Raw genomic sequence first — 14,085 nt, 5'->3', positions numbered from 1 at the left:
TAAATATTTGAAATGACTCGGGTCCTTTTGGCAGACCTCTTGCTCTTCTAGAATCTGAGGAGATTCTTCACATGAGAACTGCCCTGCCTTTTTTATACAAGCTGCTATTCGTAAGTGCCTGCTTCACTGCCGGCATGAATATGATCGTTTCAGGGCCTCAAGCATCTACGGACTTATCCTCTAAAGAGCTTTCTGCTCCTTTCACAATCCCCATGGGGGAACCGGGTCCCAAAGAAGGTAAAAAGGAAGAGAAAAAAGAAGAAGCTCCTGCGGAACCTGCTCCTATTATTGAGCACGCTTTGGATCAAATCGATAAAGCCAAACGAGTGCAAGACTTGATCGGTGGAATAAACAACGTTGCGAACCGAAACTGCGAAGACTGCCAGAAGGAAGTCTCTGATATTCGTTACATGCAGTGCAATCGCCAAAACGACTACTTGGAAAAAGAATTAGATCAGATTTCAAAAGGCAACAGCCTGCTTTCAGGTCTCACGGCCGCTCCCGTGCGTGCGAACTCCATTATTAAACCCGCGTGTATGCGCGTAAGTATGGAAGCCCGTTTCGGCGCGAGCAGCAAAACCTTCAGAGAATGCTCGGCAAATGGCAGTTCCCGTCAGGCTTTCCGTCCTTGCATTTCTGAAAACTATTTCAAACTTATCAATAACAGCTTTGATCTTGTCAGCTCTTGCATGAAGGATTTCATTGCGCCAGACCAGGGCGTGGAAAATCAGAAATTGGATGTGCGTGCCGTTTACGCTCTTATCAACGTTGAATCAGGTTTTCATGTGAATGCGATGAGCGGAACGGGTGCCGGTGGTATCGGTCAATTCACTTCCCCAGCGATTCAAGACGTGAACACGAATGAATTGCGCGACGTGCGCATTTCTTTAGAGGGTAACCAGAATCAACAATGTAATCAGCTTTCCATGCAATTCTTGGATTCCATGGAGCCGATTCGCCCGCAAAAATCACTTTCTTGCGACCGCATTTCTTTGCGCAACGGAAATCCCGTAAAAAACATGATCTACACGTTTGCCTATCTCAAAGGTGTAAAAAAAGATCTGGATACAATGATTTTCGCGAACAAAAACTATCGCAATAAATTCAAACTTTCAGAGTTTGACTTAAATAAAGTAAAACGCGCATTGATGGTTTGGTCTCATAATACGGGTCCTGCTGGAACTTGGACTCCAGTGAAAGCTTTACTGAACTCCTTCTATCGCAACCGTTCAGTGACGGATGCCGATCAATTCATCAATCAAGTTCAACAATACATGCAGAAGTTCCCTGCGAGCGCCAATAAGAGTTCTGCGCGCCGTAAGGAAACGTCTCATTATTTCCCATCTATCACGAACACTTTGAATACAATCGAAAAAAATGCCGGAGGTGGTTCATGCGTCAACTAATTTTAGCTCTGACTCTTGTGCTCGCAGCGGGTTCCGCACATGCATTCGAAGATGCCATGACGATTCAAGTAACGGGTCAATTGACTTTACGACTTCAACAAGAAGCCGACCCGCAAGTTCGTCTGCAACTTTTAGAAAAGTATAAAGAATTTCTTTTTGAGAGACTCAATACGGTCGAGCTTCCCGAGGATTTAACTTCGCTTCCTGATAACTCCCCTATTATCGAGGAATTCCGAAGTCTCACGGAATACGATAACTATATCAATCTTATCCGCATTAAAACACTGAACGAAAGAAACTGTCAGCTTGCGAAGATGCGCATTGAAAACTCGACCAGCCGTGAAGGCGGAGTCGTTCCTGAAGCTGTCGAAGCTTTGAAAGTTCTCAACGCTCTTTGCAAATAAACGCAGGCTAAAGCGAAAAGCCCTTCATCAATTTGGCGGCGATCGGATTGTCGATCTTGCGGTCTGCCGCCATCAACCAGATCTCCTCATAGACACCGCGAAGTTTTCCTAGCTTCACTAATTTTTTCTCTTTAAGCAGATCTGAGGCGGCGACCTCGGCAATAGGAATCAGACCGACACCTTCCTGCCCCAATAACTTTTGTAAACTTGTGTCCTGCGTTTCGGAAATGCGATCGACGTGGATCCCGTTCACCGCAAAGAAATGATCGAGGTCCCGGCGCAACTTACTGTGCATCGTTGGAAAAATAAACGGTTGGCCCTGCAGCGAAGCCGGGAAGTTCTTTTTAAGATGCAGAAATTGCGGCGAACCACAAACCACCACATCAAGTTTTGCAATGGATTTCGCATGCAGGGTTTTAAAATCCACATTGGGCGGATAGTTCGATAAAAGCAGATCGATCTGATGCGCACTTAAAGCGCGCATCAAATCTCCGCCATGCCCTTCCAAGACCGACACCATGCAATTTCCTGTACGGTAAGCCTGCAAGATCACTTCCGCGATAATGTGCTTCGGAACACTGTCTAGTGCGCCAATCTGCACGTGCACACGATTGTTCTGCAAACGATCCTGCAAGGCTTCGACCATCTCCGCCCCCAAACGAAAAACTTGATCCGCATATTCATAGGCGATCTTGCCCGCCTCTGTGAGATGCAGACGTTGCTTGCGTCTTTCGAAAAGATTTTTTCCTAAGGATTCCTCAAGGTGGCGCAGCTGTGTACTAAGTGTCGGCTGACCAATATTCAATTTGTCGGCCGCCTTGGCGATGCTGCCTTCTTTGGCAATGGTATAAAAATAGTGTAAATGATGATAGTTCAACCACTGCAGCTGATTCTGGATTTTTACGGACAAAGCGACCTCTTCGTTAAAAACAAATAACTTGTTAAAGATTATCTATTTTTTAAAAATGAGGAAAGGGTTTACTCTCGCGGTCTGGAGGATTTCTTCGTGACACAGACTTTGCTTTTCCCTTTTGCCGACTATTGGTGGTTTTATCTCGGCTTTATCTTATTCGTTATCGGTATGCTCGCTCTGGATTTGGGCGTATTTCATAAACACTCACATACGGTCAGCTTTAAAGAAGCCACGCTTTGGTCCATCGTTTGGATCAGCATCGCCATGCTCTTTAACCTGGGGCTTTATTACTATACTCTCCATAAGTTTTCCGACATCGGTGTCGCGCGGGAAGTCGCCCTGCAATTCCTCACCGGTTATGTCATTGAGAAGTCCCTCTCCATAGATAATATCTTTGTTTTCGTTGTTGTCTTTGGCTTCTTCGCGGTTCCTGCCAAGTATCAACATCGTGTGCTTTTCTTCGGGATTATTGGCGCGTTGGTCTTCCGTGCGATCTTTATCGCTCTGGGATCTCTGCTTATGCAATACCAGGCCGTCGTCATTATTTTCGGTGCTTTCTTGATTATTACCGGTATCAAGATGATGTTTTCGCCTGACAAAGAGATTGATCCTTCACAAAACTGGATCATTCGTCAGTTGAAGAAATACATCCCTGTATCACACAAAATGGACGCTGATCATTTCTTTACTATCGAGAACGGCGTGAAGATGGCGACACCTCTCTTTGTCGCGTTGGTGTTCCTGGAATTTACGGACATTATTTTCGCCGTGGACTCCGTGCCTGCGATTTTCGCGATCACTGACGAACCTCTTCTGGTATTTACATCGAACATCTTCGCGATCCTCGGTCTGCGCTCTCTTTATTTCCTTCTCGCAGGCGTCGTCGATAAGTTCCACTTGTTGAAGTACGGCCTTGCCGCTGTCTTGATTTTCGTGGGCTTAAAGATGGTGTGGCTGAACAAGCTTTTTGACGGTCACTTCCCGATCGGCCTCTCTTTGGGCATCATCGCCTTCTTTATCGGCGGTTCGATTGTCGCTTCTTTGTTAATTAAACCAAAGAAAGCATGACAAAGCTCCCCTAAGGCCGAATAATGGTCTTAGGGGGTTTTCAATGAATAAGAGACTCTTCTTCGCGCTCAATGCTACGGATCCTCTTTCCGAAACCTTTCTGCCGACCTACAAAAAACTGAAAATAAATGCCGATCGTCGCGATATGACGGTGAAATGGGTTCCGCCCGACAACTTTCATATCACTCTGACTTTTTTAGGCGAGCGCCCGGAAGAAGAAATTCCCGCTATCATGCAAGCTCTCGAAAATGTCTGCACACAGTTTGCCCCTTTTGATTTAAAAGTCGATGATGTTGGCGCTTTCTCGAATGAACACGATGCGCGCGTTCTCTGGTTGGGCGTACAAAAAAAACGTCGTCTTGCTGAACTCAAAGTTCTTTTGGATCAAACCTTGATTGAGCGGCAACTGCTTTTGCAACCGGATGAAAGAGAGTTCTCTCCGCACCTGACGTTTGCTCGCCTTCGCAATCCCCGCAGTGTGAAAGACATGATTTCACCCTTTAAGCGCAAAAGTTTCGGCAAGATTCATATTGATGAAGTGGTTTTGTACGAATCGAAACTACAAGGAGTATTTCCCGTTTACACACCGATCTTGCGATGTAAGCTCACGGGTGAAGAGAAGACTCTTGAAGAAGAGCCTTCTCACCTTTTTTACTAAAGGCTTAGCGCCAAGTTGCACCGAAAAGACGGATGTAGATGTTGTTCTGACCGAGAACGAACGTCAACTCTCCCCAATGGTGGCCTTCCGCATAGGGCCAGAAGAAAACACGCGCCGTGCACTTCTCTCCTGGATTTAAAATTTCCGGACAGTTTGTATCCGCGCTGTACATCGCTCCGCTGATCCAAATACGACGAATCACTGTAGGCTCATCACCTGTCGCCGATAAAGTGAAGTCCACAAAATGGCGGCTGTTCACAAACACCGTACCGAAATTGTAGTTGTAGTATTGATCCTGTCCTTGCGCTTCGATTTTTAGATTTTGCACATCCGCCGCAAAAGCGAAGACAGGAGCCAAAAGCAAAGTCGCTACAAAGATAAGTTTTTTCATAGTTCCCCCTCCCTTTAAGTCTGGAAGAGGACACCCAGACGATCAACCAAAATATCGAGACGAAGACGTTTAGCCTCTATGGGAGTCGGCATTCCTAAGGCAGAGCGTACTGGGTGCCGTGCTTCTCCGCTCTATGGCGCACTGTAGCCAGAAAAAAGAAGCAGGCACCTTTTAGCGGGCACCTTTTAGCGTTCGAAGCGTTTGTCGGGAATGAACCAGAGAGCTGCGACAGCGATGTAAAGAACGTAAGAAAGCCAATGGGCCCAGAACGAGAGAGCAATAGCGGCAGCATACATGACGACCGAAATTTTTCCTTTGAAGTCGTTGCCTAAGTTTTTTACGAACTCCGCGTTTTTACCAGGCATGCTCATAAGGGCTTTGGTGAGGATGTAGTAAGCAATCGCACAGGCCATAAGAACCACGCCGTAAGCAGCGAGCGGCCACGATTCATGTACGTGTTCTCCCATCCAGGCCGTTACGACTGGAATTAAAGACAACCAGAAAAGCAGATGCAAGTTCGCCCATAACACCCGCCCGTTCACGTGTTGAACCGCATGAAACATGTTGTGATGATTGTTCCAGTAAATACCGACGTAAATGAAACTGAGAATATAACTGCAAAAAACCGGAATGAGCGGCAGAAGATCCTTCAAGCTTCCACCGTGCGGAGCTTTCACTTCCAACACCATGATCGTAATGATGATCGCCAAAACACCGTCACTGAAAGCTTCGAGTCTTCCTTTAGTCATTTGCAGATCTCCTTAATAAAAAAAGGGAGCATATAGCTCCCTTTTTGATGCGCTGTCCACAGAACAGGCCTGGCACCCTTATTAGATGCCGGCTTTGAGGCGTTCTTCGTCGTCGACGTGAGTTTGGATGCCGCCTTTCAAAGAAGGACGGTAAGCCAAATAATTGATGTCGTAGATAAAGTTTGCGCCGTTGATCGCAGGAGTTTGCCACTCAGGTCCGAGACGGATTGCATCCACTGGGCAGGCTTCTTCACAGTAGCCGCAGAATACGCAGCGAAGGATGTCGATCTCATAGCTGATTGGGTACTTCTCAACGTGCGGATCGTTGTGCTCCGCCGCTGTGATCTTGATACACTCAGCCGGACAGTTCGTCGCGCACAACATACAAGCCGTGCAACGAAGAGATCCGTCTTTTTTCACCGTCAAAACGTGATTTCCTTTGAAGCGCGGAGAGTATTCATACTTCTCTTCCGGATAGTTCAAAGTCATCATTTTCTTGCGGTTCAAGAGGTTCCCCAACAAGTGCTTCATCGTGATCCACAGACCACCCAAAACACCCGGCAAATACCACTTCGCCTTTTCAGAGTTATTTTGCATTACGCTCATAAGCTACCTCTTCTAAATACAAACTCGTTCTTTTTACGAGCTTCCAACGCAACTTGGTCTTCACGTTGATTCAATGGCAAGAACGTTTGCGCCGTTGTCGGGATCGCCAAGTTTTTACCAGCCAACAACAAAGCCGCTTCCGTCAAAGTCAAAGCTTCGGAAACTACTGTCGTTACTTTTTTGAATTTCTGTTCAAGACCTGCATGGTTAACGAAAGTTCCGTCTTTTTCTACGAAAGATTTCATCGGGATCAACCAAACGTTGCCCGTCAAAGACATCAAAGCGTCGTTCTTACCGGATTGCATCCAGATCAAGTTTTGCGCTTTCGAAAGTTCTTTCACGCGCTCTGCAAAGTCAGGGAACACCGCTTGGTTTTCCGGACCGGCAACGACGATCGTTTTGATAGAGCCGTTGGCCAGACCCGCTGACAAGTCAGACCAAGTCGCTGTGATACCGTGCTTTTCAAGAACCTTAAGAAGACCTTTTGTATTCGGGTTTTTATCACCGCGAAGAAGAAGGCCGTCAAAGTTGTCGAAAGATTCTTTGTTATTGATCCAGAAGAATACTTTTTTCGTTTTGAATTCGTTCACGAATGTTGAAACAATCGCATCGAATTCTTCCACAGTGTATTGCGCTGTCAAAACAAGAGCCAAAGAATCGCCGGAAGCATTTTTCAATACTTCATTTGCGTTCTTCGCCGCAGCACCCGCCGTCATTTCTGTCCAGCCCGAAGCATTGCGAACTTGTGCTTTCAACAAACGATGTTCACGGTTTACGAATTTATAGATGTCACGACCTTCATCGCACATCCAGTGGCCGTTTACTTTTTCGTTGTAAACCGGCTTCACGCGGAAGAAACCTTCCTTATTGTAGTAAACTTTAACAGAACAACCCGTTGCACAGCCGTTACAAACAGTTTCAGCATCTTTTAGATACCAAACGCGCTGGCGGAAACGGAAGTCTTTGGAAGTCAAAGCTCCTACAGGACAGATATCCACTGTGTTCAATGAATACTTGTTGTTCAATTCCAAACCATCGTGAGTTCCGATTTCAGAACGGTCACCACGGTTGAAGATCCCCAACTCATTGGTCTTAGAAACTTCTTCTGTGAAACGAACGCAACGAGAGCACAAGATACATCTTTCAGAGTCCAAAACCACTGTCGGGCCCAAGTCCACAACCTTGTGTTTCTTTTGTTTTGGCTCTGCCATTTCTGGATCGTACTTGCCGTACTCCATGTATTGGTCTTGAAGACCGCACTCACCGGCTTGGTCACAGATCGGGCAATCCAAAGGATGGTTGATCAAGTGGAAATCAAGTCCCCACTTCACAGCATCGCGAACTTTTTCGGACGTGTTGTTGATCTTCATGCCTTCCGTAACCATTGTGTTACAAGCGATTTGCACACGTGGATTTCCTTCGATCTCCACCATACAAAGACGGCATACACCGGCTACAGACAATCCTGGGTGCCAGCAATAGTGAGCGATACGATCGCCAGACTGTTGCATGGCTTCGATGATCGACGTGCCTTCTTTTACTTCGACTTCTTTGCCATTAATGGTGCATTTCGGCATATGTCGTTCCTTTTACTTTCGAGCGTCCTTCACGAACGTAGAATTCAAATTCATCTCTAAACTTAGTTACAAAGCTCAATACGGGAAGAGCTGCTGCATCTGAAAGGGCACAGATTGTTTTACCTTTCATGTTGTCAGCCACTTTGATCAAAAGATCGATGTCCTGAAGACGACCGCGACCTTCCAAGATCGAGTGAAGAATCTTATTCAACCAGCCTGTACCTTCACGGCAAGGCGTACATTGACCGCAAGATTCGTGAGCGTAGAAGTGAGTCAATACACCCAACATATCAACCATACATTGAGAGTCATCCATCACGATCACCGCACCGGAACCCAACATCGTTCCAAGACCTGCCAATGATTCGTAATCAAGATTGGCTTTGGCAACTTCTTCCGCTGTCAAAACAGGCGCGGAAGATCCACCAGGAATGATCGCTTTCAAGCGACGGCCTGGTTTCATGCCTCCACACTCTTTCATGATCAAATCCATCAAAGGATAACCGAGTGGAACTTCGTAGTTGCCTGGTTTCATCACGTTACCGGAAACAGAGAACAATTTTGTTCCTGCTGATTTCTCAGTGCCATGTTTGCGGTAAGCCTGCGCGCCATCTTTAATGATGTAAGTCACAGCTGCCAAAGTTTCCACGTTGTTTACGATTGTTGGTTTACGCAAGTAACCTTGAACCGCGGGGAACGGCGGCTTCAATTTTGGTTGGCCTTTCAAACCTTCCAAAGAAGAAATCATACCTGTTTCTTCACCGCAGATATAAGCGCCGGCGCCACGGTACACATCAAGGTCAAAGTCGAAACCAGAACCCAAGATGTTTTTGCCAAGAAGACCCGCCGCATACGCTTCTTTGATTGCTTTGTTCAAGCATTCGATCGGGTAAACGTATTCACCACGAACGTAGATATAACCTTTATTAGAACCAATCGCGAAAGCCGAGATAATCATACCTTCGATCAATTGATGTGGAGCACGCTCCATCATCATACGGTCTTTAAATGTTCCCGGCTCGCCTTCATCGGCGTTACACAATAGATAACGAGGCTCTCCGTTTTTAGGAAGGAAACCCCATTTCATACCCGTCGGGAAACCTGCGCCCCCACGACCGCGAAGACCGGAAGCCTTCACCTCGTCGATGATTTGTTGAGGTTGCATTTTCAAAGCCTTCGGCAAAGTTTCGTAACCGCCTTTTGCTTTGTAGCCGGCCAAAGTTTGAAACTCAGGCAAGTGGTAGAATTCGGTAAGTACTTTTGCTTCAGCCATTATTTCATACCTCGCAACAAATTCATTGCTGTCTCAGGAGTCAGCTTCTCGTGATAAGTGTCGTTCACTTGCATCATCGGAGCGGTTCCGCATGAACCCAAGCACTCCACCTTAGAAACAGTGAAACGACCATCCGAAGTCACTTCGTCGAACTTCACGCCTAACTCATGACAGATGTGTTTCGCCATTTCACGTCCACCTTCCAACGCGCAGGAAATATTCGTGCACACTTGCACGTGGTATTTACCCACAGGTTTTTGGTTGAACATTGTATAGAATTTGAAAACTTCGTTGATACGCGCTTCAGGAATATCCATCACTTGAGACAAGTGACGGATGATATCCGGAGTGATGAACCCGTTGTTTTCTTTTTGCGCAATATAAAGGCTTGGAATGATCGCAGAGTCTTTCGCCTCGTAACGATTCAATTCTTTTTTAACTTCGGCCAAGCCTTGTTCTGAAAGTTTAAACATTGTTGTCACTCCAATTAACGATCTAGCTCGCCAGCGATAAGATTCATAGATGCAATCGTCGCAATCGCGTCCGCAAGCATCGCGCCCTTCACCACTTCTGGATAAGACTGGTAAATCGCGAAGCAAGGTGGGCGAACTTTCAAACGATATGGATTCGCAGAACCATCGGATACAAGGTAGAAGCCCAACTCACCGTTAGCGGCTTCTGTTGCATCATAAACTTCGCCCACTGGAGGACGAAGACCTTTGATGATCAACATGAAGTGATTCATCAAACCTTCGATGTTTCCGTAAACGTCTTTTTTCTCTGGAAGAACGATGCCTTTGTCGCGGATTGTGTAATCACCGCCAGGAACGTTCTTACAAACTTGCTCGATGATACGAACGGATTGGCGCATTTCTTCGAAACGAACCAAGTAACGATCGTAGATATCGCCGGAAGTTCCTACTGGAACGTCGAAATCAAGAGCGTCGTAACCGTAATAAGGTTTCGCTTTACGCAAATCCAAGCTCACGCCAGAAGCGCGGAGCAAAGGACCTGTGTAACCCCATTGAATCGCATCTTGTGCGGAAACAGGGCAGATACCTCTTGTACGTTGGATGAAGATTTTATTGTCGACAACCATGCTGGCCATTTCATCTGTGCCTTTGCGGATTTCTTTGCAAAGAGCCAGAACTTCGTCGAACCAACCTTCAGGCGCATCTTGAGCCATACCACCGACGCGAGTCATAGATACAGTCAAACGAGCACCGCAAAGTTTTTCGAACAAACCGTAAACTTGTTCACGGAGACCGAACATGTAGAAGAAAGAAGTCAAAGCCCCTAAGTCCATCGCACCCGTACCGATAGCAATCGTGTGGTCGATGATACGAGAAAGCTCTGCCAAGATCACACGCATCGCTTGCGCTTTTGGTGGGATTTCAACGCCCAACAAACGCTCTACCGCTTTACAGTAACCAATGTTGTTCATTGGCGCCGAGCAATAGTTCAAACGGTCAGTGTAAGGAATAACTTGGTTGTACGGATGCGTCTCTGCCATTTTCTCGAAACAGCGGTGAAGATATCCGATTTCATTGTTACAACGAACGATCGTCTCGCCGTCCATCTCCGCCATCACACGAAGAGTTCCGTGCATCGCTGTATGCGCAGGACCGATGTTCAATGGAACGTATTTATCATTCAGCACGTCACCAGGAGAGCCCGGTTCGTTATTGAAGTGAATTGGCAAAGACGTCGTGCACGGCTGTTGCAAGTTCGCATCGTAGTCTTTACGCAATGGATGACCCACGAATTGGTGGTGAGTCAAAATCTTGCGCAGATTTGGATGGCCTTCGAATTTGATACCGAACATGTCGTAAGCTTCACGCTCAAACCAGTCAGCACCTTTCCACGCAGGAAGAGCCGTACCGATAGATTCGTTTTCGCCCACTTGCGCTTTCAAACGCAAACGAGACGCATCTTTCGAAGAGAAAAGGTGATACACAACATCGAAACGTTTTTCGCGGCTTGGATAGTCCACACCACAAACGTCCATCAAGAAATCAAACGTGCCGCTTTCACGGAAATGCTTCAGTACAGCAGGAACGTCTTCTTTAGGAACTTCAAGAACGTCATCACCCACGGCGTGAGTGAATTTGTAATTGCCGATGTTAAACTTGCCGCTAAGGCTTTGTTTTAGATTCTCAAGCTTGTTCATAAGGATTTTTCCAGTTGTCTTTCCAAGGGCGTGGTTGACGAGTTGCAATCATACGCTGCAAAGCCATGATACCGTCCATCACCGCTTCGGGCGTTGGAGGGCAACCAGGAATGTAAACGTCGACAGGGATGACTTTATCAACGCCTTGAAGAACGTGATAAGCGCGATAGAAACCGCCAGAGCTTGCGCATGCACCCATAGAGATCACATATTTTGGCTCGAGCATTTGTTGGTAGATACGAGTGATAACAGGCGCCATCTTTTCAGTGATCGTACCTGCAACAACCAACAAGTCCGCTTGACGAGGAGAGAAGCGCGCTACCTCCGCACCGAAACGTGCGAGGTCATACTTCGGTCCCATCACGGACATAAACTCGATACCGCAACAAGCAGTACCATAAGGCATTGGCCACAAAGAATTTTTTTGCCCCCACGCCACCAAAGCATCGAGCCTTGATGTGAAGGCAAAGCTTCGCGACATATCATCTACAGCTTGAGTTCCAGTTGCTCCTGCATGAGACACTGAACCCTGCACTTGATCATTGTGCATAAATACACCTCTGCAATTTCATTTAGCTATCATTAAGTAGTTACTGAAAATCCGTAATCCTGACAACTAGATATGTATTATAGGGGCCGCGTCTGATTTCTTCAACGCACCCTAGCAAAAGGCGCCAATTGAAATTGATTCTCTAGTCTACTCACTTCTAAACTTTAATCTCACTCGAAGAAGGAGAAAAAATGAAAAGATTGGCGCTGTACGTGAGTTCTGCCATCGTTGCATTGGGCGTTTCTGCTCAAGCTAACTCGAAAAAACAGGATTTGCTTATTAAACTAGCACCTGGCTTCGTGGAGTTCCAGATGGATGGAACTAAAGTCGAGAAACTGAGCGAATCATGGGTTCGTGTTCAAGCTCCTCGTCACATGAATTTGCAAAGTCTTGAGAAAAATCCTGCGGTTGAATACGTTCAGCCAAATTATAAAATCACTCTTCTTGAGGACTATAGAATTCAAGATCCTCTTCGTCGTGCCGCTCTAGCAAAGATGCTTGCAAGAAATCCTCAGCTTCGTGCGGCCGCTCGTCAGGATAATCCAGCGATCCCCGACGCTCCGCAGCCCACAACAGGGGCGGATCCTTTGTTCTCCAAACAGTGGGGCATGCTTGATATCGGCGTGATCGACGGTTGGAAGACGACAAAAGGAAATTCCGAGATGATCGTGGCTGTGATCGACACGGGTGTTGATTATACACACGAAGATCTGGTTCCGAACTTGTGGAGAAACCAGCGCGAAATCCCAGACAATGGTATCGATGACGACAACAATGGTTACGTTGACGACTCTATCGGTTGGGACTTTGTTGGTAACGACAACAAACCTTATGACTTGGCCGTCGACTCTTTGGATGGCTTGTTCAAAGGTGGCAATCCCGGTCACGGCACGCATTGCGCGGGTAACGTGGCGGCTCGTGGCGATAACGGAAAAGGCATCGCAGGTGTTGCACCAAATGTAAAAATCATGTCTTTGCGTTTCATCGGTATGACTGGCGGCGGAACAACAGCGGATGCGATCAAAGCGATTCGCTATGCGGTTGATAACGGCGCAAAAATCATGAACAACTCTTGGGGATCTGAAGGCGAAGAGCCTGGCGCTCCAGAAAACCAAGCTTTGCGTGATGCCGTTCAGTACGCGCAAGATAAAGGTGTTCTTTTCGTCGCTGCGGCCGGCAACGGTCACAAAGGTGTTGGTTACGACAACGACACGGACAAACTTCCTGCTTACCCGGCTTCTTACGACCACGACATCATTATCTCTGTGGCGGCTCTTGATTCCAGCGATCGCTTGGGCTCTTTCTCGAACTGGGGCGCACGCTCTGTCGATATCGGCGCACCGGGCGTGAAAGTGTTCTCAACTGTGGTCGATCAAGGCTACACGGACACAGTGATTGATAAGTTCGGCTTTAAAGCGACTTGGGATGGAACGTCTATGGCGGCTCCGCATGTGGCTGGTGCAGCAGCTCTTTACTGGTCTGCGCATCCGGAAAAATCATGGCAAGATGTCAAAGCAGCGATCATCGGTTCTGCAAAACCTATCAACGCTTTGAAAAATAAATCTGTGTCAGGCGGCAAATTGGACGTGAAAGCTTTGATGGCTTTCTAGGAAAGGATTTTCTTTCCTAAACTTAATTTGTAAAAGCTGAGTTCCTCTAAAAAAGTAGAATGTGCCACGAACCGAAAGGAAGAGTATGCGCATTCTACTTTTTTCATTTTTAGGCCTGTCTGTTTTCTCTCTTAATTCCTACGCGGAAAAATTTGAACTTGATAAAGCGCACACCAACGTCACCTTCGAGGCGCCACACTTGATGGTTTCGAAAGTTCGCGGGCGCTTTGACAAATATGACGGCACCTTCGACTTCGATGAACAATCCATGAAACTGGACAATGTCGTCGTGACGATTCGCACGGATTCTTTAAACACCAACGAAAAAGACCGCGACAAACACTTGCGCAGTCCGGATTTTTTTGACGTCGCCAAATACCCCGAAATGAAATTCGTCGGCAAAAAAACGATTTATGACGATGGCAAACCGGACAAAGTGGAAGGCGATCTGACCATTCGCGGAATCACCAAACCCGTCGTCTTGGATGTCGACTATAATGGCGCTGTCACCGACCCTTGGGGAAACCGTGTCGTTTCCTTCGATGCAGAGACAAAAGTAAATCGTCGTGATTTCGGTCTTAATTGGAACAAAGCGCTTGATAAGGGTGGCTGGGTAGTCGGCGACGACATCAAAATTGAAATCGAAGGTGAAGCGAAACCCGCTAAAGCCGCCGGCCCGGCAGCAACGCCAAAAAAGAAATAGGACACGA

General features: G+C 46.9%; 15 protein-coding genes. 6 read left to right on the top strand and 9 right to left on the bottom strand.

Annotated elements, in window-relative coordinates; genetic code table 11:
• The first annotated feature begins 71 nt into the window (after window positions 1–71).
• Together QJS83_RS03535 and QJS83_RS03530 are read left to right on the top strand one after the other, a co-directional pair.
• On the top strand, window positions 72–1,406 hold the full coding sequence (locus QJS83_RS03535) for a transglycosylase SLT domain-containing protein (protein WP_284607723.1): 1,335 nt from the start codon (window positions 72–74) through the stop codon (window positions 1,404–1,406).
• Window positions 1,394–1,810, top strand: a complete 417-nt coding sequence (locus QJS83_RS03530; protein ID WP_284607722.1) for a hypothetical protein — start codon at window positions 1,394–1,396, stop codon at window positions 1,808–1,810. Before QJS83_RS03535 ends, QJS83_RS03530 begins: the two co-directional genes overlap by 13 nt.
• Window positions 1,811–1,817: 7 nt before the next feature.
• Here the strand turns inward: QJS83_RS03530 and QJS83_RS03525 are convergent, their stop codons facing one another.
• Window positions 1,818–2,720: a LysR family transcriptional regulator gene (locus QJS83_RS03525; protein ID WP_284607721.1), complete on the bottom strand. Its 903-nt coding sequence runs from the start codon at window positions 2,718–2,720 to the stop codon at window positions 1,818–1,820.
• A 96-nt stretch (window positions 2,721–2,816) separates the two neighbouring features.
• On the opposite strand from QJS83_RS03525, the gene QJS83_RS03520 reads away from it, so the two are divergent.
• Complete coding sequence (locus QJS83_RS03520; RefSeq protein ID WP_284607720.1) at window positions 2,817–3,791, top strand: TerC family protein; 975 nt, start codon at window positions 2,817–2,819, stop codon at window positions 3,789–3,791.
• 43 nt (window positions 3,792–3,834) lie between these two features.
• A complete protein-coding gene (gene thpR, locus QJS83_RS03515) occupies window positions 3,835–4,449 on the top strand; it encodes an RNA 2',3'-cyclic phosphodiesterase (protein ID WP_284607719.1) in 615 nt (204 codons plus the stop codon).
• 4 nt (window positions 4,450–4,453) lie between these two features.
• On the opposite strand, the gene QJS83_RS03510 is transcribed toward thpR, so the two are convergent.
• The 8 genes from QJS83_RS03510 to QJS83_RS03475 all read right to left on the bottom strand — a co-directional run bounded on the left by QJS83_RS03510 (window position 4,454) and on the right by QJS83_RS03475 (window position 11,696).
• Window positions 4,454–4,840, bottom strand: coding sequence for an Ig-like domain-containing protein (locus QJS83_RS03510; RefSeq protein ID WP_284607718.1), 387 nt, complete (start codon window positions 4,838–4,840; stop codon window positions 4,454–4,456).
• Between the two features lie 185 nt (window positions 4,841–5,025).
• Complete coding sequence (locus tag QJS83_RS03505) at window positions 5,026–5,589, bottom strand: TMEM175 family protein (RefSeq protein WP_284607717.1); 564 nt, start codon at window positions 5,587–5,589, stop codon at window positions 5,026–5,028.
• Between the two features lie 81 nt (window positions 5,590–5,670).
• The gene (locus tag QJS83_RS03500) at window positions 5,671–6,195 is read right to left on the bottom strand and encodes a NuoI/complex I 23 kDa subunit family protein (RefSeq protein WP_284607716.1); all 525 of its coding nucleotides are present in this window, start codon (window positions 6,193–6,195) and stop codon (window positions 5,671–5,673) included.
• The gene (locus tag QJS83_RS03495; protein ID WP_284607715.1) at window positions 6,192–7,772 is read right to left on the bottom strand and encodes an NADH-quinone oxidoreductase subunit G; all 1,581 of its coding nucleotides are present in this window, start codon (window positions 7,770–7,772) and stop codon (window positions 6,192–6,194) included. Before QJS83_RS03495 ends, QJS83_RS03500 begins: the two co-directional genes overlap by 4 nt.
• Window positions 7,753–9,045 (bottom strand): NADH-quinone oxidoreductase subunit NuoF, encoded by a 1,293-nt coding sequence (gene nuoF / locus QJS83_RS03490; protein WP_284607714.1) that lies wholly within the window; start codon window positions 9,043–9,045, stop codon window positions 7,753–7,755. The genes QJS83_RS03495 and nuoF overlap by 20 nt, the downstream gene beginning before the upstream one ends.
• Window positions 9,045–9,518 (bottom strand): complex I 24 kDa subunit family protein, encoded by a 474-nt coding sequence (locus tag QJS83_RS03485; RefSeq protein WP_284607713.1) that lies wholly within the window; start codon window positions 9,516–9,518, stop codon window positions 9,045–9,047. The genes nuoF and QJS83_RS03485 overlap by 1 nt, the downstream gene beginning before the upstream one ends.
• 14 nt (window positions 9,519–9,532) lie before the next feature.
• Window positions 9,533–11,215, bottom strand: coding sequence for an NADH dehydrogenase (quinone) subunit D (nuoD, locus tag QJS83_RS03480; protein WP_284607712.1), 1,683 nt, complete (start codon window positions 11,213–11,215; stop codon window positions 9,533–9,535).
• Window positions 11,202–11,696 (bottom strand): NADH-quinone oxidoreductase subunit B, encoded by a 495-nt coding sequence (locus tag QJS83_RS03475; protein ID WP_350159277.1) that lies wholly within the window; start codon window positions 11,694–11,696, stop codon window positions 11,202–11,204. Before QJS83_RS03475 ends, nuoD begins: the two co-directional genes overlap by 14 nt.
• Before the next feature lie 260 nt (window positions 11,697–11,956).
• Between QJS83_RS03475 and QJS83_RS03470 the strand changes: the two genes are divergently transcribed.
• Complete coding sequence (locus QJS83_RS03470; RefSeq protein WP_284607710.1) at window positions 11,957–13,375, top strand: S8 family serine peptidase; 1,419 nt, start codon at window positions 11,957–11,959, stop codon at window positions 13,373–13,375.
• Between the two features lie 85 nt (window positions 13,376–13,460).
• The gene (locus tag QJS83_RS03465; RefSeq protein ID WP_284607709.1) at window positions 13,461–14,078 is read left to right on the top strand and encodes a YceI family protein; all 618 of its coding nucleotides are present in this window, start codon (window positions 13,461–13,463) and stop codon (window positions 14,076–14,078) included.
• The last annotated feature ends 7 nt before the right edge of the window (window positions 14,079–14,085 follow it).

Origin of the sequence: Bdellovibrio sp. 22V (assembly GCF_030169785.1) — a bacterium.
Classification (GTDB): domain Bacteria; phylum Bdellovibrionota; class Bdellovibrionia; order Bdellovibrionales; family Bdellovibrionaceae; genus Bdellovibrio.
Note: the sequence above shows the minus strand (reverse complement) of the source record. Positions and strands in the feature narration are given on the sequence as shown.